The organism is Enterococcus sp. AZ109, from assembly GCF_051714625.1.
In the GTDB taxonomy this organism is placed as follows: domain Bacteria; phylum Bacillota; class Bacilli; order Lactobacillales; family Enterococcaceae; genus Enterococcus_A.
The window spans coordinates 575,474-597,177 of sequence record NZ_JBIOSF010000002.1 but is presented as its reverse complement, the minus strand read 5'-3'; the positions used below and the strand labels follow the sequence as shown (position 1 = coordinate 597,177).

22 protein-coding genes are annotated in these 21,704 nt (G+C 39.6%); 17 read left to right on the top strand and 5 right to left on the bottom strand.

Annotated features, from left to right (window positions below; all coding sequences use genetic code 11):
- Nucleotides 1-39: 39 nt before the first annotated feature.
- The 13 genes from IGI42_RS19465 (at nt 40) to IGI42_RS19405 (ending at nt 10,859) form a co-directional block, all read left to right on the top strand.
- Nucleotides 40-1,638, top strand: a complete 1,599-nt coding sequence (locus tag IGI42_RS19465; RefSeq protein WP_438717689.1) for a solute:sodium symporter family transporter — start codon at nt 40-42, stop codon at nt 1,636-1,638.
- Between the two features lie 20 nt (nt 1,639-1,658).
- Complete coding sequence (locus tag IGI42_RS19460) at nt 1,659-1,964, top strand: PTS sugar transporter subunit IIB (protein ID WP_438717688.1); 306 nt, start codon at nt 1,659-1,661, stop codon at nt 1,962-1,964.
- A gap of 174 nt (nt 1,965-2,138) precedes the next feature.
- Nucleotides 2,139-3,878: an adenine deaminase gene (gene ade / locus IGI42_RS19455; RefSeq protein WP_438717687.1), complete on the top strand. Its 1,740-nt coding sequence runs from the start codon at nt 2,139-2,141 to the stop codon at nt 3,876-3,878.
- Between the two features lie 399 nt (nt 3,879-4,277).
- Complete coding sequence (locus IGI42_RS19450; protein ID WP_438717686.1) at nt 4,278-4,556, top strand: TIGR04197 family type VII secretion effector; 279 nt, start codon at nt 4,278-4,280, stop codon at nt 4,554-4,556.
- Entirely contained in the window at nt 4,553-4,918 is a 366-nt protein-coding gene (locus IGI42_RS19445; protein ID WP_438717685.1) for a DUF3958 family protein, read from the top strand. The genes IGI42_RS19450 and IGI42_RS19445 overlap by 4 nt, the downstream gene beginning before the upstream one ends.
- The gene (locus tag IGI42_RS19440) at nt 4,908-6,398 is read left to right on the top strand and encodes a T7SS effector LXG polymorphic toxin (protein WP_438717684.1); all 1,491 of its coding nucleotides are present in this window, start codon (nt 4,908-4,910) and stop codon (nt 6,396-6,398) included. The genes IGI42_RS19445 and IGI42_RS19440 overlap by 11 nt, the downstream gene beginning before the upstream one ends.
- A complete protein-coding gene (locus IGI42_RS19435; RefSeq protein ID WP_438717683.1) occupies nt 6,398-6,934 on the top strand; it encodes a DUF2247 family protein in 537 nt (178 codons plus the stop codon). The genes IGI42_RS19440 and IGI42_RS19435 overlap by 1 nt, the downstream gene beginning before the upstream one ends.
- 124 nt (nt 6,935-7,058) lie before the next feature.
- Nucleotides 7,059-7,940, top strand: coding sequence for a pre-toxin TG domain-containing protein (locus IGI42_RS19430; protein ID WP_438717682.1), 882 nt, complete (start codon nt 7,059-7,061; stop codon nt 7,938-7,940).
- A 39-nt stretch (nt 7,941-7,979) separates the two neighbouring features.
- Nucleotides 7,980-8,480 carry a DUF2247 family protein gene (locus IGI42_RS19425; RefSeq protein ID WP_438717681.1) on the top strand — a complete coding sequence of 167 codons (501 nt, stop codon included), beginning with the start codon at nt 7,980-7,982 and terminating at the stop codon, nt 8,478-8,480.
- A 265-nt stretch (nt 8,481-8,745) separates the two neighbouring features.
- Nucleotides 8,746-9,189, top strand: coding sequence for a hypothetical protein (locus tag IGI42_RS19420; protein WP_438717680.1), 444 nt, complete (start codon nt 8,746-8,748; stop codon nt 9,187-9,189).
- Between the two features lie 20 nt (nt 9,190-9,209).
- Nucleotides 9,210-9,503, top strand: a complete 294-nt coding sequence (locus tag IGI42_RS19415; RefSeq protein WP_438717679.1) for a barstar family protein — start codon at nt 9,210-9,212, stop codon at nt 9,501-9,503.
- A gap of 349 nt (nt 9,504-9,852) precedes the next feature.
- On the top strand, nt 9,853-10,701 hold the full coding sequence (locus IGI42_RS19410; RefSeq protein WP_438718326.1) for a prohibitin family protein: 849 nt from the start codon (nt 9,853-9,855) through the stop codon (nt 10,699-10,701).
- A gap of 2 nt (nt 10,702-10,703) precedes the next feature.
- Nucleotides 10,704-10,859, top strand: a complete 156-nt coding sequence (locus IGI42_RS19405; RefSeq protein ID WP_438717678.1) for a hypothetical protein — start codon at nt 10,704-10,706, stop codon at nt 10,857-10,859.
- Nucleotides 10,860-11,161: 302 nt separating this feature from the next.
- Here the strand turns inward: IGI42_RS19405 and IGI42_RS19400 are convergent, their stop codons facing one another.
- A complete protein-coding gene (locus tag IGI42_RS19400; protein WP_438717677.1) occupies nt 11,162-12,883 on the bottom strand; it encodes a Na/Pi cotransporter family protein in 1,722 nt (573 codons plus the stop codon).
- A 240-nt stretch (nt 12,884-13,123) separates the two neighbouring features.
- On the opposite strand from IGI42_RS19400, the gene IGI42_RS19395 reads away from it, so the two are divergent.
- Entirely contained in the window at nt 13,124-13,441 is a 318-nt protein-coding gene (locus IGI42_RS19395; protein WP_438717676.1) for a DsrE family protein, read from the top strand.
- A gap of 26 nt (nt 13,442-13,467) precedes the next feature.
- Here the strand turns inward: IGI42_RS19395 and IGI42_RS19390 are convergent, their stop codons facing one another.
- From IGI42_RS19390 to IGI42_RS19380, 3 genes are all read right to left on the bottom strand, one after another.
- Nucleotides 13,468-13,641 carry a hypothetical protein gene (locus IGI42_RS19390; protein WP_438717675.1) on the bottom strand — a complete coding sequence of 58 codons (174 nt, stop codon included), beginning with the start codon at nt 13,639-13,641 and terminating at the stop codon, nt 13,468-13,470.
- 96 nt (nt 13,642-13,737) lie between these two features.
- On the bottom strand, nt 13,738-15,861 hold the full coding sequence (locus IGI42_RS19385; protein ID WP_438717674.1) for an LTA synthase family protein: 2,124 nt from the start codon (nt 15,859-15,861) through the stop codon (nt 13,738-13,740).
- A gap of 262 nt (nt 15,862-16,123) precedes the next feature.
- Nucleotides 16,124-17,011: a helix-turn-helix transcriptional regulator gene (locus tag IGI42_RS19380; protein WP_438717673.1), complete on the bottom strand. Its 888-nt coding sequence runs from the start codon at nt 17,009-17,011 to the stop codon at nt 16,124-16,126.
- Nucleotides 17,012-17,183: 172 nt separating this feature from the next.
- Between IGI42_RS19380 and IGI42_RS19375 the strand changes: the two genes are divergently transcribed.
- The gene (locus IGI42_RS19375) at nt 17,184-17,789 is read left to right on the top strand and encodes a short chain dehydrogenase (protein ID WP_438717672.1); all 606 of its coding nucleotides are present in this window, start codon (nt 17,184-17,186) and stop codon (nt 17,787-17,789) included.
- Between the two features lie 122 nt (nt 17,790-17,911).
- Here the strand turns inward: IGI42_RS19375 and IGI42_RS19370 are convergent, their stop codons facing one another.
- Entirely contained in the window at nt 17,912-18,742 is an 831-nt protein-coding gene (locus tag IGI42_RS19370) for a homing endonuclease associated repeat-containing protein (protein WP_438717671.1), read from the bottom strand.
- A 749-nt stretch (nt 18,743-19,491) separates the two neighbouring features.
- Here IGI42_RS19370 and IGI42_RS19365 point away from each other — a divergent pair.
- Nucleotides 19,492-20,601, top strand: a complete 1,110-nt coding sequence (locus IGI42_RS19365) for a tyrosine-type recombinase/integrase (protein WP_438717670.1) — start codon at nt 19,492-19,494, stop codon at nt 20,599-20,601.
- 402 nt (nt 20,602-21,003) lie between these two features.
- Entirely contained in the window at nt 21,004-21,693 is a 690-nt protein-coding gene (locus IGI42_RS19360) for a WxL domain-containing protein (RefSeq protein ID WP_438717669.1), read from the top strand.
- The last annotated feature ends 11 nt before the right edge of the window (nt 21,694-21,704 follow it).

The window sequence follows — 21,704 nt, the reverse complement described above, 5'->3', positions numbered from 1 at the left end:
TCAAAGATAAACTAGAGAAACAAAAAGGAGCGCGAAACAGTGAATATTTTTTCAATGATCAGCTTTGTTGTTATTGTAGCCTGTGTGTGGCTGTTTGCTTATTCTCGATCCCGAAGTGTCGATACTTCAGGTTCGGAAGGTTATTTTATGGGCGGACGAAGTTTAACCGCTTTACCAATTGCTGGAACGATTATTATGACCAATCTTTCCACTGAGCAGATTGTCGGCCAAAATGGTCAGAGTTATCATGCTGGGATGGAAGTAATGGCTTGGGAAGTAACGGCAGCCATTGCGATTGTTGCGTTAGCACTAATCTTTTTACCTAAATATTTCAAATATGGTATCAACACTATTTCTGATTTTATCGAAATTCGTTATGACACCGTTACCAAACGGATTGTCTCGATTCTGTTTATCGTTACTTATATGATCTCCTTCTTACCAGTGGTGCTGTATTCAGGAGCATTGGTCTTTAATAAGATTTTCCATATTGATGAGTTGTTGGGTATCCGACCGATCGTCTCTATTATTCTAGTGGCAGTTGTAATCGGTGTCGTCGGGGTGTTATATCTGTTAATCGGCGGTCTATCTCTCAGTGCCAACAGTGACACTGTTTATGGGATTGGTTTGTTGGCTTGTGGATTGTTGATTCCTTTCCTAGGATTAATGAATCTTGGATCTGGCAGCTTTATCGGCGGAATTGATTACATCGTTGACAACACGCCTTGGCTGTTGAATTCAGTAGGTTCCATTGATTCGACCGTTGTGCCATGGCCTACCTTATTTACTGGGATGTTGTTTAACAATTTGTATTTCTGGTGTACCAATCAGATGATCGTACAAAAAGCACTTTCCGGCAAAAACTTAGCCGAAGCACAAAAGGGTGCCTTCATGGTAGGCGTATTTAAAATATTTGGTGCCCTATTCTTGGTCTTCCCTGGAATCATTGCCCGCAATATTTTTGGTGATTCACTGTTAGCTAATCCAGACAATGCCTATCCATTTTTAGTGACAGAAGTCTTACCACAAATGATGTTCGGGGTGTTCGCAGCCGTTATTTTCGGAGCTATTCTGTCTTCCTTTGCCGGTGCTTTAAACGCGACTTCCACACTATTTGCCTTAGATTTCTATCAACCAATGATCAATAAAGAAGCAGATGATAAACAAGTTGCTCGGGCTGGGAAAATCACCACTGTTGTTGTAGGGGTTATTTCCATTATCGTAGCACCATTAATCTCTTTTGCTCCAGCTGGTTTGTATCAGTTCGTGCAAGAATTTAACGGCTTGTATAATATGCCGCTACTAGTAATTATCTTGTTCGCTTTCTATTCTAAAAAAGCCACGGCATTTTCAGCCAAAGTTACCATCGGCGTTCACATTGTCTTGTATGCGTTATCAAAAGTATTCTTAGCCGACGTCCATTTCTTATATGTCTTAAGTCTATTATTCTTCCTGGATGTTTTCATCATTTGGTTTGTCTCTAAAGTGAAACCAGATGGCAACTTTGTACTTGATACGTTCAATACGAAAGTGGATATCAAGCCTTGGAAATTTACTAAATTAGCATCGATTATTGTGGTTATCGTAGTTATTTTGACTTATGTTGCCTTTTCACCATGGGGGCTAGCTGCTAAATAATTCGAAAGGAGGGAAGCTAATTGGATAAAAGTATTTTGATTGTCTGTGAAACAGGCATTAGTGCCGCACTGTTAGTATCGAAAATGCTGGAAGTTGTTCGTAAACGCGACTTAGATTATGATATTGACTATTCACCAGTCAGTCGATTAGATGAAAAGATTGCTGCCAAATCCTACGATGCCTTCTTGATTACGCCGCAGGTTGCCCGCTATCAAGAAAAAATCAGCGCTCAAATTCAAAAGGAATCAGGAAAAATCGTTTATATTCAGCCTGAAGATTTCCAATATATGAATGTGGAAAAGATGCTGCGCTCAGTAATCGAATAAATTGTTAGGACGTGCGGATTTTCCGCACGTTTTTTCTTTGACTTAAAAATGTAGTCTTAATGACTCAAAGCCAGCGAAGTATGCCATATTTTTTTATTTTCAATAAAAAATTTACGGAAGTCTGACAGCTTGTTATAATGAACGAAATACCTTTTCATAGGGAGTGAGCATAAGATGAACAAAGAACAGCTAAAAAAACTAATCGATGTGGCTGCTGGACGTGTACCAGCCGATGTTGTTTTTAAACAAGCAAAAATTATTGATGTCTATCAAGGTACGGTGTTAGAAGGGGATGTTGCGGTCGTTGATGGCGTAATCGCAGGAATTGGCGGTGAATACGAAGGTAAAGTCACCCATGATCTGCAAGGGAAATATGTGGCACCGGGATTGATTGATCCGCATATTCATGTGGAATCTTCTTATGTTACTCCAGAGCAATTCGGCCGGCTCTTGGTTCCTCATGGGACTACAACGGTTTTGGCAGATCCTCATGAGATTGTGAACGTGCTGGGCTTGAAGGGCTTGGATTATATGATCGAAGCAGCCAAAGGAACCGTCTTAGATATTCAGTATATGCTGCCTTCTTGTGTGCCAGCAACGAATATGGAAAATGCCGGGGCGGTGTTGACCGCCGAAGACATGGTTCAGCCGATGCAGGATCAATTGGTCGAAGGACTAGCCGAATTCATGGACTTTCCTGGTGTGATTAACGCACAGGATGCGGTACTGGAAAAATTATTAGTAGCTAAAAATGCAGGTAAGCGGATCGACGGCCATGCGCCAATGGTTTTTGAAAAAGAATTAAACGCCTATGCAGCTGCTGGCATTGACAATGACCATGAATCTTCGACTGTCCAAGAATTACAGGATCGAATTTCTCGGGGGATGTATGTATTTCTGCGGGAAGGTTCGGTTACTCAGAATTTGCGAACATTACTAAAAGGAGTCACAGCGAGGAATATTCATCGCTGTGTTCTAGCTGCCGATGATTTGCAAGCTGCTTCGATTTTGAAAGTCGGGCATTTGGATAACAGTATTCGTATTTGTATCCAAGAAGGGCTGGACCCAATTTCAGCGATTCAAATGGCGACGATTAATGCGGCACAATGCTGCCAACTGTCCGACCGTGGAGCAGTTGCCCCAGGCAAGAAAGCCGATCTGATTGTTTTTTCTGATTTGGAAACATTCGCAGTAGAGGAAACCTACATCGATGGCGAATTGGTAGCGAAACAAGGTAACTATCTACCAGAAATTCACACCACTTCAACTAAAGACGTTCAATCCAGTGTGCACATTGATAAATTCCAAAGAGAGCAGCTGGTGCTGAATTTGACTGCCAACAAAGCACGGGCGATTGAAGTTGTTCCGCAAGAAGCGTTAACCAAGGAAGCGATTGTCACGGTACAGCGCAATGAAGCCGGTGAATTTGTTTATGACCCGAAACAAGATATCACCAAAATCGCCGTGATTGAACGCCATCACAATACGGGCAATGTGTTCGTGGGATTATTGAAGGATTATGGTCTGAAAAAAGGGGCGATCGCCTTGTCGATTGCCCACGATTCCCATAACTTGATTGTTACTGGAACCAACGATGAGGATATGACAAAAGCCGTGGAAGCGTTGAAGGAACTAGGTGGTGGGGTCGTCCTAGTAGCAGATGGAAAGGTCATTGGACAACTGGCGCTACCAGTAGCAGGTTTAATGAGCGAGTTGACGGGTGAAGAAGTCGCCCAGCAAGAAGCGGTGATCAACCAAATCGCTCACGAAGAACTAGGGATTTCAAAAGCAGTCGATCCGATCATGACCTTGGGCTTTATGTCGCTGGCAGTCATCCCAAGCTTGAAGATTACCGATGTTGGTTTGGTAGATGTAACCAAGTTTGTGATTGTGCCGGTTTCGGTGGAAGAGTAGCTAGGTTAAAAATAAAACTACGAATTTTCTTTTTAATCGCATTTTTGAGTGGAACTTTACAGCTTAGCTGAAAGTTCCACTCTTTTTTTTTGCCTTAGCTGATTTTTGATGTGTCGAAAACGATACACATGTGTCGGATACGACACTTAAGTGCTAAATGCGGTACAAAATGTAATTCTAACTCAAAATTGTATTACAATTAAGGGTGAATTAATAATGAGGGAGGTGTCATAGGATAATGGAACGTATTTCGTACCTAGTTAAAACTAGATATTTAATTAGCATTTATTTACAAGTCACTGAACAAATAAGCAACTACGGAATACTGAACAGGGATCATCAAGCTAATTTTTTAGATTGAAGAACTAGAGACGAAAGTAAAACAGGAGGAAGGATTATATGGCAGGTATAAGTAGTGATATTGGACAAGCACAGCAAAAAGCCACAGCTTTACGAAGTGCTTCGGAGACTTTGTCAACTTCAGCTTCAGTAAACAAAGATACCCAAACAACAGTTATCGGTAATCAGAGTGCACACGAAGCGATTGATTCTCTCAGTAGTGCAGCACAAAGAGTGGCGAGTGCCGTCAATAGTGCTTCCGGAAGTATTCAAAGTGTTGCACAGAATTTTCAAGCGATTGATCAGTCTGGAAAGAACTTGTTTAGGAGAGACCTATGACAATTGAGGACAAACTGGCCAATATTCGCAAACAGGAAAGGCAACTACACGACAAACGGAACGAATTGTATTTAGAGCAACGTGAATTTCAGCGGATGCATGAAGCAACTGAAACGCACCTGAGTCAGTCTCAAAAACTTTTCCACGAAGTACGAACCATGTTTCAAAAAAATGAGAATCGGCACCTTTTTGGAGATTTGTACAGTGATTTTTCCAAGGATGCGGGAGCAGCGATGATTGCATTTTCTGAAAAACAACGAGAGTTAAAAAGACAAGAACAGCAAATCGCCGAAAAACAAGAAGAGTTACTCCATCAAAAGAGAAACATCCATACTGAAGAGGAGCGAAAAGATGAGCATTGATATGTATGTCGGAAGTTCCCAAGCCCAAGCAGCTAGTGTCCGTGCAATTTGTCGACAGCAAAGACAAGGCTATCAGCAGCTGCAGCAGGCCATCAGCAGTTTTGTGGTCAGTAGTGATCAGCTGCAAGGGAAAACGTATGATTCTGCCAAGCAATATTTTGCCACCGTATTAACACCCTTAGCTAAAGGTGGTATGCTTTTAACAGAAGCAGTCGAGAAGGCCTGCAAGAAGCTTCCAGAAGAATACCAGTCACAAGTAGACAGCGGAGATTTGAAACAATCTGAATTAGAAGAAAAAATTCGACAATTCGAAGCCCACATAGCGACAACAAATGCAATCATTCAGAATTTTTCGAGACTCCCTGATAACACCGGTGTGACTAGTGGGATAGAAAGATCCTTGAAAAATGTCTTAAGAACACAAGAAAAAGGCAAGCAAGAATTAGAAAAGAAGCGAAGGAAACTCCTAGAATTCAATGCACGTTCTGCTAGTTTTTTTTCAGAGATCGCCGCATTAGAAGCAGCCGTCAACAAAGGAGCCAAAGTCAGCGGCTCTTGCTGGAATGCGAGCACTAAAACATTTTCTCTGCCAAGTGCGGAGAATATGAACTGGGCGAACACGATCAATACTACTTGGGACAAGCGCAAAGTTGAAAAAGATCCTAAAGTCGAAGTAAAACCGCGAATCATTGGAAGAGGCTCACCTGCAGAAACCACCATTTATGAAGTTTATGTAGATGGGGTTTACAGTAAAGAGCTAAGCGAATATTATAATAATTTAGATGAGCAAGCAAAGTTAGAGGTTCTACACTTTGCCGCAGAATTTACAGTGATAAATAATTTATATCGGCTAGTAACCGGAAAAGATTGGTTATCAGGAGAAAAAAATAGTCGTTTAGAAGCAGCGGGTTGGCTGGCGTTGACTGCTATACCAATCGGAAAACTATATAGTATGTCCAAAGAAATCAAAGCTGGAAATAAACTGCTGAAGGGAGTATCGTTAACGGAGAACGAGCTGAAGATACTCCATAATGCTGGGTATTTTGATGAAGTTAAAAAAGTGGCTGGTGGAACGAGGAAGGCTGGTGGGATTAACCAAAAAGTAGTAGAGGAAATCACTAATCCTGTTTTAGAAGCTCCTAGATATGGGAGCGGATTGAAAGTCGATGATATTAAACCAGTCAAAGGTAAAGGTTCTATTTACGACATTGATCCATTAACAGGAAAACCGCCTTCGAAGCAAACTCAAATTATCATAGATGAATTTCCTGATGTTCCAAAAGCACATGGTTTTTCTGATATTATTGATAATTATGCTGGATTAGCGGAAGTCACAGACTTAGGTAATGCTAAATTATATCAAATTCAGGGAAGCCAAAATGGTGTTATGGGGCGTTTTGAATGGATAATTCAAGATGGAAAAGTAACGCACAGAATGTTTATCAGAAATCCAGAATTGAATGGAGTGCCTATAAAATAATGAATTATATAAATGAATTTCAAAAAAATAATATTCCTTTTTCTTGGAATGAGCTTAAAGTAGGTAGATTTGGTTATTCAAACAACGAATTTTATTTTCAAGGTATGCTTGAGGATGAATTTGTAATGCAATACACTTTAGATTATCTATCTAAAAATGAAAACGAAGAAAATTCGTATGTTTGGGAGCTGGGAAGTTTATTTACACCATATGATGAGAACGAAATATATAAGCTTCTAGATTTGATTGATGATTCTGATAAGAAAGATCTGATGTCCTATTATAGATGGAGATGGATTTTAGTGAATAATTTATTGAATAAAATCTTAGATAAAGACTATGTAAATGCTCTGTTAGAAATTAGTGAGTTCTGGCTTGATTTGAAGTCTCCGTTCGATATGCCTTATCAATACCAAGGTGTGGAAAACAAATTAACCCCTCAAGAATTTTACACCGAGGAACACTTATCAAAAGTTGTTTCAGATCATAAAAAATGGTTGAAAGATGAAAAAGAAAAATTAAAGGGAGTATCATAATAAAAAGGCACTTTATCGCAAAACTGGTAATCAAGCGACAAAGTAAGATACAATCTCACCAATTAAGTTGCCAATAAAAGTCCACTATATTTATCATGCAAGTGGAAGACAATAAAAAAGATATATGAACCATAAAAAGTTCATATATCTTTTTTCACATGCTATAATTCTTTCCGATAAAGAATATACTGGATGGCAAAAGGCAGGTATGCAAGGACTCCAAGGCATTCAGGATTTTGCGGAATCAGACTATGCAGACATGCTTCGCTTAATGGGATTTGCCTATGTAGATGGGGTTTACAGTAAAGAGCTAAGCGAATATTATAATAATTTAGATGAGCAAGCAAAGTTAGAGGTTCTGCACTTTGCCGCAGAATTTACAGTGATAAATAATTTATATCGGCTAGTAACCGGAAAAGATTGGTTATCAGGAGAAAAAAATAGTCGGCTAGAAGCAGCGGGTTGGCTGGCGTTGACTGCTATACCAATCGGAAAACTATATAGTATGTCCAAAGAAATCAAAGCTGGAAATAAACTGCTGAAGGGAGTATCGTTAACGGAGAACGAGCTGAAGATACTCCATAATGCTGGGTATTTTGATGAAGTTAAAAAAGTGGCTAGTGGAACAGGGCAGGTTGGGAAAGCCGGGAGGTCTAATAATAAAGTAATTTCTAACCTTGAAAGTCCTGTTTTAGACGGACGACGAGTTGGAAGTGGTGCACAAATTGATGATGTAAAACCTGTCTGGGGAAAGGATTCAAAAGGAAAACTTGTTATAGAAAAAGAATTTCCACAAGTTGCTAAAGAACATGGATTTCCTGATATTATTGATAATTATCCAACGTCTGCAAGTGAATATCCTTTAGTTGGGGGAGATGGTATTGATAGGAAATTCTTTCAACTTGAAGGCAGTAATAATGGCAAAAAAGGTGTTTTTGAATGGATTGTCGAACCTAATGGAGACGTAAGTCACAGAAGATTTATTGATGGTGGTACATTAACATGAAAACCAAATCAAATACCTAAAAAATAAGAGGAGAAAACCATGGAACTAGTTGATTTAAAAGAAAAGCAAATAAATTATAATTGGAAAACGATCTATATTGGAGTTAATCAAAAGTTCTTTGAATCAAAAGCAATTTCCGATTATGCAATAGAATTGATGGAAAAAGGTGATGAGGATGATTTTGTTACCGATCTAGCTTGGGGTGTTGATTCTAATGATTTACAACAAGTATTATTTGAATTAAAAAATCGGTACTTTCCTGATTTAGAAGAAGACAGTAATGAGTATAAAATAGAAGAACGAAAACTTAGATTTATTTGCCTCTCTAAATTAAACGAAGCGGTTAGCGACACTGATGATTTATTAAAAAAAATCGCAGAATTTTATGGAAATAATGGCTATCCAGAAGATATGGTTGAATTTGTAAATTACATGCCTCAAGTAGCACCTACTTCAAAGGAAGATTTAATCAATAGATTTCACCATTTCTTAAGTTCGGAAGAAAATAAAATAAAAATAGAAAGTCACTTTACTATCTGATAGGCATCGAATAGTAAAGCCTTGACTAGTAAGCTGTAACTCGCTAATCAAGTTGCCACTAGTTAGCAAAAGTTGTATGAGTATAGATAAATTGGGAAAGATGTATGGAGTTATAAATTATCCATATATCTTTTTTCATTCAATGAATATATCGGTATAGCAAGTTGCTTTAGACATAGACACTACGGCATTAAAAGCACCTGTTGAAGTGGGGATTTCATGGAATAGCAGTACGGGCACATTCATTTTACCTAGTAAGAATAATATGGCTTGGGTTGGAGAAATTAACGGCTATGAAGCACGAGCTAAAAAACGTGCAGAAAAAGAGAAAATAGCGCAATTAGAAAAATACGATGTCTACGCAGTGCCCTGTCGAGATCCAGAAGGAAAGCCAACGGTCATGTGGCTACTAGAAGATCCTAAAACCGGCAGAAAAGTGAACAATCCAGAACTAATTGAATACTTGAATAAAAAAGGAAGCAAACTCGATCCTTCCATGTTCCAAATTCTCACCCTAGACGGATTTGAAGAAAAAGTCGCAGCTAGTTGGCGAGAAGGTGTAGAATATTTCTCTGGTAAAGAATATACTGGATGGCAAAAGGCAGGTATGCAAGGACTCCAAGGCATTCAGGATTTTGCGGAATCTGACTATGCAGACATGCTTCGCTTAATGGGGTTTACCTATGGAACGTATGCATTTTATTGGTAATTATTAGGAGCGAAAATAATATGTGCGATTCAGTAAAAAAAGATATTACGATAGATTTAAAAGGAGTATTGACTAAAGAAAAGTTACAAATTTTATTAAAACAAAAGCTTGATTACCCTGATTATTATGGAGAAAACTGGGATGCTTTTTGGGATACTATAACGGGATTAGTCGAATTGCCAGAAAAAATTAAATTCGAACATTGGTCAGACTTAGAAAAGACTATTCCAAGCGAAGCAAATTCATTAAAAGAGATGCTTTATAACTTCAATAAAAAATACCCTATGATGAAATCAGAAGTAAAATATAAATAAAAAAGGCACTTTATCGCATGACTGGTAATCAAGTGGTAAAGCCTTGACTAGTAAAAACACACTCACCAACCAAGTTGCCAATAGCTAACAAAAGTCCACTATGTTTATCATGCAAGTATAAGACAAAAAAAGAATTGTTTTTTTATCGGAAAAGCTCTTTCTAAAATCAGACCTTGTCGCACAAACAATCAGGATTGACTCATTTTTATAAACAGTATAGTCCTCTAAAACAATCTATGGTATTCTAAAGATTAGTTATTATAATTTTTAACATGGAAATTATAATAACTCTTTTGTTTTATCACGAGACAAATTGAAAAAGCACAAAGGGGATTGTACATTGAAAGAGATGAACAAGAAAAATAAAAACAGTAAATTAACAGGAATTAAAAATTCAAGAGGACTAAAGGGGTTAGCTATTTTTGTCATCGTAGTTCTTGTTGCCGTCGTAGCGGCTTTCAAATTTTTCGAGAAGATCGATAATGGGTATGTAGGTGTTCGTTATTCTATGAACGGTGGAATTAAGGACGAAGCTCTGACTCAAGGGGTCAAGTTTGTCGGAATCGACAAGGTCATTCAATACCCCATCCGCCTACAAACCATTCAAGCCGATAAGGTATCCGTGTCCACCAGTGACGGAAAAAAGACCACTATCAACATTAAATACGACTACAAAGTCGATTCAACCAAAGCAGCAAAAATGTACAAGGAATTCGGAAATATCACCAGCGAAGACATTGAAAACGGCTGGTTAAAATCTAAGCTGCAAAAGGTTTCTCGCGAAGTTTATGCCAAATATAGTTTGCTGGACATTCTTTCAGGCGAATCTTCCAAGGTGGAAGCTGAGGTTTTAACTAATTTTGCTAAATCAGTGGAAGGAAAGGGCTTCGAAGTCGAAGATGTTACTTTAGGCGTGCCTGATGTTGATGCCGAAACGCAAAAATCGATTGATGCGATTATTCGTGCGGGACAAGAAAATGAAAAAGCCAAGCTGGATGCTGAAACAGCGAAAACTCAAGCGGATAGTGAAGCCTACAAGATCACAAAAGCTGCTGAGGCGGAAGCTGCAGCCAACCAAAAAATTGCCGAATCGGTTACGGATGAATTGATTCGCTATGAGGAAGCTCAAGCAAGAAAAGAGCATGGTTGGGTTACTGTAAATGGTGTTGATACTGTCGTTACCCAGCAGGGGGAGTAGCTATGGGCTTTTTTATCAGCAAAATTCTCATTGCCTTGATCCTAGCTGGAGGAGTAGCTTGGGTCATTTATTTCTTTTTTATCAAAGGAGATGCTCCAGAGAGTAAAAACGAAACTAAAGATGAGTCAGAGGATCAAGATCATTGGCAAGACTTCTAATTGTTTTTGGTTGTTTTTTAGAGAGTAATTCGAGGGATTAAATTGGACCTAACAACCTTTTAAGTAAGATAAAGTGGTAAGTAAAGAGTCGAATAAAAGAATGTAAAGAAACTAAATCGTATTTATTTGAAAGTCTTATTTGATAATTCGGATCCGACTTTTTTTTTGTGATAAACAGCTAAGTCCAGACCGTGAGAATCAATTAGGTATGGTGCTGTCGCAATCGTTAACTTTCTACCGGTATTTTCCGAAAAAAAAGAACACCCTATAATAGGATGTTCTTTCGGCTTTGTAAATTCAGGCTACACATCTTCTGTTTCAATATACTGGAAGTTCTTGGTATCGGCTTTAAAGTTGTATTTATTCCCAAGAATATACTTGGCAATGTGCAGGGTCCGATCACTAGAACGCTCTAAGTTTGAGCTAATGTCGATGAATACGACACTGTCACCCGCACGACCTTCACCAGTGTTCATCAGGCGAATGTATTTCTTACGCAGCAACTCCACCAATTGATTGACTTCCTTTTCCCGATCCAGAATCTTTTGTGCCAACTCAGCATCGTCTTCTTCCAAAACAGTTAAGGCATCGCGAATGTTTTTCCGCACCTTATCAAACAATAATTCCAGGTCTTCATCGTAAACAATATAGCTTTTACGAGAGCTAGTTTTTTTGTCGCGTTTGTCTTTTTGTCGTTGACGTTCTTCACGTTCGATGGATTCCTCGATATAGCGAATAATATTGATACAGTGGTCACCCATCCGCTCAAAATCTTTCGTAAATTCCATCAACATCGCTTGTTCTTGACTCTCCAGCTCCGATAATTCAGCTGTAGAAATCTTCACAAGAAACTCCGTTAATTCCACGTCACAACGGTTGATTGCTTCCTCATACTGACTGACGTCTTCTTGCCATTCATTCTTGGGATCAAGGTAGAAACTCTTGGCAGCATCTATCGCCGACAAGACATAACGTCCCATTTGAACGACTTCCGTTGAAGCTTGCTCGATCGCCATAGTCGGCGAAGTATAGATGAAGGAATCATTTAAGGCTGTTGGTCGAATGTTCAAATTCTTTTCGGTACCAGGTATAATCTTTTTCACCAGCGCTTCAATTTGTGGAATGAACCAGAATTGGATTGCTAAGTTAGATACATTAAACAATCCATGCGCAAAGGCGATTTGCATCGCAGGATTCAAGCTAAGAGAATCCGATAGAAAAATCACTACTTGAGTGAAAGGTGATAACAATAAGGTAAAAATTACTGCACCAACTAAATTGAAAATCACGTGAGAAGCGGCGGTTCGTTTTGCTGCCACGCTAGCTCCCAAAGCAGCGATGATTGCAGTAATTGTCGTTCCTATATTGTCACCGAATAAAATCGGCAATGCTGCAGTCAGTCCTAAGCTGCCTTGCATGTATAATTGTTGTAAAATTCCGATGGTTGCACTAGAACTTTGCAGAACCATTGTGAGTAACGTCCCAATGCCTACCCCTAAAACTGGCATATGTGAAACGCTAACCATCAAATCGTTAAACTGCGGCAAATCTTTTAGCGGGTCCATACTGCTGCCCATTAATTCTAAACCGAAAAATAGCGCACCAAAACCAAATAAAATTTGCCCGATATACTGCAGCGATTTTCGTTTGGTGAAAAATAGCAGTAGCGCACCTACCCCCATGATCGGCAGCGCATATTCGCTGAGATTAAATCCGATAATAAATGCAGTTACTGTAGTACCGACATTGGCACCCATAATAACCCCAATTGCCTGCTTTAGAGTCATAAATCCAGCACTCACTAAACCAACAGCGAGTACGGTCGTTCCTGAACTACTTTGAATCAGACCCGTTACAATAATTCCGGCTAGTACAGCCCGTAAAGGAGTGGAAGTAAATCGGTTCAAGATTTCTCGCAGCCGATTTCCCGCTGCTTTTTGCAGTCCATCCCCTAAATACTTAATACCAAACAAAAAAATTCCTAAGCCGCCTAAAAACATAAAAAACATCTCTTGATAAGACAAGGCACAACCTCCATCACATCTTTTAAACCACCACACCTAACATAATAAAAAAATCCTCTCCTGTAAACCATTTTTTTGATATAAAGCAAAATTGTTTTAGAAAATGGAAATGAATCCTCTTTTTTGCGGGTAAGAAAGAAAACATTCTGAAAAATCGCAGGAAGTGCTCGTTTATTTGTCTTTTTTTCACTTATCAGCTAATCTTAGAGATGAAAATGTGCCTAAAAGGAGAGAGAAAGAATGAAAGTTGTTTTTCATGTGGATGAACTAGCGAAACTAAGCGAAGCACGACATAACATCAAAAATTTATTAACAGCCGATAAAAATGCCGCAGTTGTGTTAGTAGTAAATGGGGAAGCTATTCAAGGCTACCTACTGCCAGCACAGCTAGAATTCATGAAAGAATGTCCAAAAGTCAGCTACCATGCTTGCAACAACGCCATGAACGCTTACCATATTACTAAAGAAGACCTAGCAGAAGTCGTGGAAGTAGTTCCAGCAGGCGTAATGGATCTTGTTCGCCTGCAACATGAAGGGTTTGCTTACATTAAGCCATAAAGTTAGCCGTGCTGATATCAGCACGGCTAGCGGTTTTCATTCCATTTTTTTGGACTCCAGATTGTTCCTTCTAAAGCCACCTGCAAGCTTTCGTTATCGTCCTCCAACTGCTCAATGTAGCGCAGGGTCTCCTCAATAACTAGCTTGTTGTCTTCAGTTTGTAATGCGTGCAATTGTTCAGCCAACCAAGTATTTCGCATGTTTTTCACCTCAAAAGAAGTCTAACACAACTTTGAGAAATACCGGTTAACCATGCTTGTTAACCTGCGAGCAGGATAAAGCTTTTATCAAAAAAATTACTCGCGGCTTTCATATTCTTGAAAGGTCTTCGTTTCATATAAGGAAACGGTCGATTGCCCGCTATTTTGGGAGTAAATACTTCGAGATTGTTCGGCTAAATCCGCTTCTTCTTGCTTCAGTCGTTCCAATGAATTTTTGTAACTAAAGTCCGCTGGATTTACTGATGCTAACTGGTCATTGCTGTAAAAGCGCAGCAAGTCCCCATTATTAATCTTATCGGACATTGCCAACTGAGTGGTTACCACTTCTTTAAGTGAATCCGCCACAGAAGTATCCGCTAGTAATTCTTTTGTTTGTGTTTGGTACAACGATCCTCGATGGGATGTGTACTCAGGCGAAACAAAATCACCATTGCGAAAAGCGACAGTTTGATTGTGATCCGGTGAAAACAGGTCTTGTCCTAGCAGCGGATAGTCTTGACTATTGATGCCTAATAAATGAAGCAAGGTAGGCAGTACATCGACTTGACCACCATAAGTGGATTGAATCCCACCTGTTTCTAAACCTGGAATATGAAACATCAAGGGAACCTTTTGCATTTCTGCTTGATTGGCGCCATTCCAAGTTTCCGCATCCTGATCCAGTAAACCAGCTAAGGTTTTGTTTCGTGATTCCGAAATGCCATAGTGATCGCCATAAAAGACCAGGATTGAATTTTCGTACACACCGCTTTCCTTCAAGTAGTTCACAAATTCCTCTACGGATTGATCCAAATAATTCTCAGTAGCAAAATATCCGTTGATGGTTTTGTCCTCAGTCGTCGCCATGGGGAAACCGGCATCCTCATCCGTTAATTGCGCATAAGGATAGTGATTTGACACAGCAATAAATTTGGCGTAAAAAGGTTGTTGCAGATGTTCTAAATAAGGAACGGACTGCTGGAAAAAAGGCTTATCATGCAATCCATACTGAAAAGAGTTCTCTTCATTTACATCGTAATACGAAGCATCAAAGAAATTTTCATAGCCAAAGCGTTTGTAGGTCTCGTTCCGATTCCAAAAATTACCAGCATTCCCATGAAAAGCGGCACTCGAATACCCCTTAGTCTGATTTAAAATTGCTGGTGCCGCATAAAACGTATTTTTATCCCCTAATTGGCTAAACAAAGAGCCTTGGCTTAAACCAAATAAAGAAGTTTCTAAGAGGGTTTCGGCATCACTGGTTTTTCCAGCACTAACTTGGTGATAAAAATTTTCGAAACTAAAGGTACTTTTGTCATGATAGATACTGTTTACAAAAGGCATGACTTCATGCTCGACACCGGCATCATCTTTCAACTTGTAATCAATCACAAACTGCTGAGTACTTTCCAGATGGATATAAATGACATTTTTTCCTTCAGCCAGTCCAAACAGCTCACTGTCAGGCTGGGCAAAATGATCGGTTAGATAATCTTGGACTTCCACTAACTCATTAGGACTAGCTTCTGCACGAACCTGGTACGTATTATACGTCTGAATCCCATCCAATAAAGTATAAACATTAACCCCTAAATACTTAACCAAATAATTACGGGAAAAATTTCGTGTAAGTAGACCGGTTCGACTAGTTTCTGCCAAAAAGAGATTCCCAGAAAACAACAACAGTGCTAGCACAGATAGTGAAAGTGCGTGACGTCCACGAATTTTTTTAGTTGAAATAGGGATCTTTTTCCGCCAAAAAAGCACCGGGAAAACAAGCAAATCCACAAAGTACAGCAAGTCACGTCCGTGAAGCAGCTGCAATGCACTTCCACCTAGGCCACCACTAACGTTTCCGACCCCTAAGATTGTATTCACCGTTAGAAAATCCGTGAATTCCCGATAATACATAATATTGGCAAATAGCAGCACGAGCTGCAAAGCATACAAGACAAAGGCACTAACATAGGCCAGTTTTTCTCTTCTTATATAGAAGGAAAACGACAAAATCAGTAAACTTGATGCCAGCGGATTAATCAGTAAAATAAAATACTGCAGTGCATTATCAATCCCTAAATCAAATTCAACAAAATAAGCGAAGACCGACTTCAACCAAAGCAATAAAACCAACAAACTAACCAACCCAACCCGTGTATTTATAAATTTATTCCATTTGTTTTTCAACCTACTAACTCCTGCTTCCGTGTAAATAGTATGCATTAATTTTAACAGTTAAAAATCCATAAACGGTTTTTATTTTAAAATTTAACAAATATCTACAATATTAGTGGGCACTTCTAGATTGATAAGAGGACAAAAGTGGCTGTGACATAAAACGTCACAGCCACTGAAAACCGAATAATCGGTGTGACTGAAGTAGCTCTTTCGGAAATAGACCGCATAATCGCAAAAATATGAGAAGCTATTTTCGGATTATGCGGCTTATTTCTCGGAGCTGAAAACTTCTGTCACATTCTATTTTTTAATAAGAAAAATTTCGTTCTCTTCGGTAATTTTCAATAATCTTCAATAACCCAACTAAGATACCACCAATCATTATCAAACCCATTAGGATGATTAGGCTGACGAGCAATAGAATAGTCCAAGGGGATTCTAGGGCTGTGATCAACGGTTGGACCAGCAATCGGTTTGCCATGGCTGGCACATCAGATTGTTGTACTTGATGCAGAACAGCCAAAATTTCTTTTCCATCAGACTCCGGTCCTAAAGAGAAGGCGAATTCGCCAGCCGCATGATTCGCGATAGCAATTTTACCAGCCACCAGATTTCCAATAATCAGGTAACCAACGCCTAGATTGCCAAAGGTTAGTAGACCTAGCGTAAGATTTCCTAGAGCCATTAAGCCTACCGCCAAGTTACCAAAACTAATCACGCCGGCTGAAATAGCACCTAGTGATATTCCCCCTAACGAAAGGAGACCAATCGAGAAGAAGCCACGACTAACAATTCCTAGCGAAAAGATACCAGTAGAAAAAAGTCCACAGCTAATTACGCCCTTAGCTTTGGGCATCCGGCGCAAAATAGTGAAGTAGCTTTGTCTCCAGCCATAGGAACGAATTAACTCTGGAAAATTGGGAATAACAATATGCAGAAGCGGCAACATCGCAATCATGCGCATACTCTTGTATTCGAAATAATTCACCGACTCTCGTTCGTTCAATAAATCGTCAATCGACATTTCCAACAGCTGAGCGATTTTCTTCAAGGTCTCGATATCCGGTTGCCCATTTCCCCGCTCCCACTTTGAGACTGTTTTATCTGAAACATATAAAATGCTGGCTAACTGTTTTTGTGTTAGGTCATGCTTCAACCGATAATTTTTCAATTTTCTTCCTAAAAAAGTGTCCATCAAAATCCTCTCCTGCCATCTGTTTTTTTACGTGGTTCCTCTCGTTAAGCATAACAAATTTCCTCGATAATAGCTGGAAAAACTGTAAAAAAGCGACTCTACTTTGCGTAGAATGTTGGTTTTACGGGCTTTTCATGCTATCCTGAGAAAAAGTAGAAAAGGACGTGTTTAAATGCGAATTTTGGTAGTAGGCGGAAATGGGACGCTCGGACAAGCTGTAGTAGCAAAATTGAAAAGCGAAAATTACGAAGTTTTAACTGCTGGAAGAACAAGCGGTGACGTACAGGTAGATATCACTTCAACTGAAAGCATCGAGCAGATGTTTCAAAAAATTGGTAATTTAGACGGAATTATTTCAACTGCCGGAGCGGCAAAGAAAGTGTTAGTGGAAGAGATGACACCAGAGGACAATATGCTAGCTGTGCAAAGTAAATTACTTGGGCAGATTAACTTGGCTTTGATTGGTCAAAAATATCTGCGTAATAATGGAAGTATTACGCTGACCACGGGTGTGATGAAGGATGATCCGATTGCAGCGGGCGCTTCATCTGCAATGGCTAACGGTGGGGTGGCAGCATTCGTCAAAGCAGCAGCGATTGATTATACACGAGGGATTCGTATTAATTGTGTTAGCCCCAATGTGTTAGAAGAATCTTTTGATCGCTTGAAGGAGTCTTTTAAAGGTTTTGTGCCAGTTCCAGTGGAACGAGTAGCAACGGCATATCTCAAAAGTGTTGCTGGCAAGCAAACAGGACAAGAGTATCAAGTGTATGCATAAAAATAGGATCAAGCGAAAAAATCTGTTTCCAATAGGAGCAGATTTTTTTTCCTTGATACGAGAATTAGTGCGATTAGCCATTTCATTATCAGATGATACTATGTAAAACTTAAAATATTTTTTCACTTGCCAGCGTTCGATTCGCCAAAAATGACTCGGCTAGCATTTTCAGATAATTTATCCTTGTATTTTTTCATAAAGGGAACAAAATATTTTTCTTCCGCTTCTTTTCTGGCAGCTGCCGCCTCTTCTAAGGTGTTAAAACTACCCAGATGATAGGTATTCTTTTTAAAAGTGAGGTAAGCAACATATTTCTGGTCTCTTTTGACAAAGCAAACCCCTCGGACACCAGTTGTATTTGCTTTTGTTGGTTTGAGATTAAGCAACTTTGCATTAGTTCCTTCAATTTGATAATCCTTTAAAGCTTCTTTTATTGTGCAGCCGCAACTAGTAGTGTGAGCACTGATTAAGGCACCACGCAGAACATTCTTTTTCATAGCCCCGCAATCACAACGACAGTTCCATCGGGTTGATCCGCCGCTTTTTTCACCTTCGGAAACAACAGTCAGACGCCCAAATTTCTGTCCCACTAAATTTGGTCCAGTTGCTCTATTGGGTTGCCATTCATACCCGCAGGCTTGGATGAACGCAACATAAGAACCGAAATATCTCTTAATCGTTGTGTAACGACCGAATTCGGCTGCTTTAGGTAATCGTTTATGTTTCTCAACAAAGTCGTGGAGTTTTTGCTCTAGGTCTTTTTTGTTGGTTCGTTTCCCACCATGGGTATAAGGGGTCAAACCTTGGCTAAGGATAAAAGCGTTGTACGATCCAAACATTTTTATGACGGCACTCGTATGACCAAATTCTCTGCTAGTCGGCGTTCGTCCATGCTCTTTCACAAATTTATAGAGTTTGTGGACATAAAACTCCTTCGACGATTCGTTGGTCATAACATCAGCCTCCTGTTTATTTTGATTTATTTAAAGTATGTTGTATGTCTGTTTTGATTTATTATATATTAAATTAACAAGCATATCTATCTTTAAATAATAAATAAATAGGGTTTTTGATGTAGAATGGATTTTTTTAAGGTCATTTTTTTGAAATTGAGGGGTGATATAAATGTAAAGAGGTAGAGGTTCACTAGGCTTAATCGATCTTGTGTAAATAAGGATGCTGCTTTGCAGTTGATTTCATATAAAAAGCCTCAGGTATGAAATTCACCCTCGGCGTTCTTAAACGACTTTTTACATAATCTGAATATAAATAGCCATCGAGGGTCTTTATTTCAAAAAAATGGTTCAGTAACTGAACATTTGGGTAGATGAAGAAATCATGTGGTAATCAAAAAGAAAAATAGCCTGACTCTTATCTGGTAAGTCAGGTTATTTGATGTATTGATAGATCGGGATACAAACCCATGTGGCTCGGTCTTCATGATTTCTTGTTTGGACTAAAAACAAGTAAAGTCCATCACTGGATAGGGTAATCTATCCGGACAAGAGGATAAATTACTCACTCCTCGGTAAAATTATAATGTATTTTGAATATAAAATCAATACGATGGTTAGAATTTTGCCATAATTGACTATATTAGAGAAGAAAGAAACAGCTAGATCATTAAAATCTCGGTGTAAATTAATGGTTCCTCAGCCGTCAATTTAAGCAGTCAAACAAATTTTAGGAGGAGTTATTTAATATGGCAAGACGTGGCGAGAATATTTACCACCGCAAGGACCTTCGCTGGGAAGGTCGCTATCATGCCGGCCGAAAAGCCAACGGCCAAATCAAGTACGGATATGTTTATGGAAAAACGTTCGAAGAGGTAAAAGAAAAGTTGGTCCCATTGCGTGAGCAAGCACAAATTACCCTAGCTATCTATGGAAAAAGTGTGGTTACTTATGAGGATTTTAGTACCCATTGGCTGGCAAAACGAGCAGAAACATTGAAGCCAGCAACCATTTCTAGCTATGCAAGTAAGCTGAGACACTATTTATACCCGCATCTAGGGAAATTATCGTTGTATCAAATCAATGAGGCACTTATTTGCCAAGTTATTGAGGTATGGAAGAAAACTGGCTTAAACATGAGTTCGATTAAGCTAGTGCTGAGACTACTGAATCAAACACTGAATACGGCGGTTAAACAAGGCATACTATCTACGAATCCTTGTGAAAACATCCAAATTCAATTACCTGCCGACAGGAAGAAACGTGTGACTTCGTTAACCCGAAAGGAACAAAAGAAACTGCGGAAAACAGCAATGGCAGACTCAGACGAGCGAGCCAAAGCGGTGATACTCGCAATGGAAACCGGCATGCGTATCGGTGAAATCGCTGGATTGAAATGGGGGGCAGTTGACTTCGACCAACGTCTGATTTACGTGAATCACACCTATCAGCGAGTCACCACCTTGGATGGTCTGAAGACAGTGCTACACTTAGGTGCGCCCAAAACACAGGCATCCCTGCGCGAAATCCCAATGTCCAATCGGGTTCACAATCTTCTAAAAGGGTTAAAACAAAAAGCGAAGTCTGCGTTTGTCTTTTCGACAAAAGGCAAAGCCTGTGAGCCACGACTGTTAACCTATCATTTTCATCGTGTCCGAGCTAAAGCTGGGATGAAGGGAGTTCACTTTCATCAGTTACGTCATACGTTTGCGACCCGCTGCTTGGAAACTACCAGTCAATCGCTGGATGTCAGCCAATTACTGGGGCACTCCTCCACGAAGTTGACGACCGATGTGTATGGTCACTCCATGCTAAATCGTCGGGTCAGCTTGATCGCAGCGATGGAAAAAGCGGGCTAAAGGGTGCGCTAGTAATTTAAGCTACAAATTGGTTCAAAAAATTTCTTTGAATCGCCCTACCCTCCCCTTTTTTTGCCTTTTTAAGTAAAACGTTTTAATTGCAGAGAGAAAATACTCCCTACTAATTTCCATTAAAAACCCGCTGTTTCCTTCATTTTATCTGACCAAAAAAGCGAACGGTTGTTATTTTATACACTTCATCCAAAGTCATACGCCGTCAGAATCAGCAGTCACCATCGATAGATCTCGTAATGTCGAGGTTTACCGATAGCTCCCGTGTTTTTAGTCCAAACAAGAGAAAGAACATCTAAAATTATTATACTATTTTTTGTGTTTTTTGAGTGGGTATCAATGGGAAATGCCATTTGATATATATTTTATTTAAAGAAGAGGAGAGAAAGAATGATGAACAAAAAAATATTGGCTGGCGTATTAACCAGCGCAAGCGTATTGGGCGTTGTCGCATTCAGCGGAGTCACTTCACATGCAGCAGATACAGAAGTAGGGATTGGGTTCTCACTGCATACTGATCCAGGTGGAACGGGGGATTTGAGAATTCGTTGGGTACCAAGTGAAATGGACTTCGGTACAAGTAACACTGCGAACATAACTGCAAACGTTGAGTTTGAGGAGCAAACTGAAGCAGCTGGTTCGAAGAAATATACGGTTGTTCAAGATGTCCGTCCCCATGGAGCTAGTGCTCCAAATGTAGAGTGGAAATTGACGGCAGCGGTATCTGATTTGGTTAGTTTGACCTCACCAACAACGAAATTAACCGGTGCAGTGTTGGCATTCGATACAGCTATGCATGACTATACTGGTACACTTGAGCCAGGATCACCACTAGGTGGAACCGGAAGTCCAGCAGGACAAACGGCAACTATGGAATCAAGCTATGCTATCAGTGCTGATTCAACTGCTACTGCTACCAAAGTGATGTCAGATGGAAAAGTTGCTAGTAATGTTACTTCATTTGAAGGAAACACTGCAATGGAAATGAAAAATATCAAATTAAGAGTTCCAGCCAACATTGCCCAAAAGGGTCACCAATACAAAGGCACAATGACTTGGACGTTGTCTGACACGATTTAATGAACGAAAAA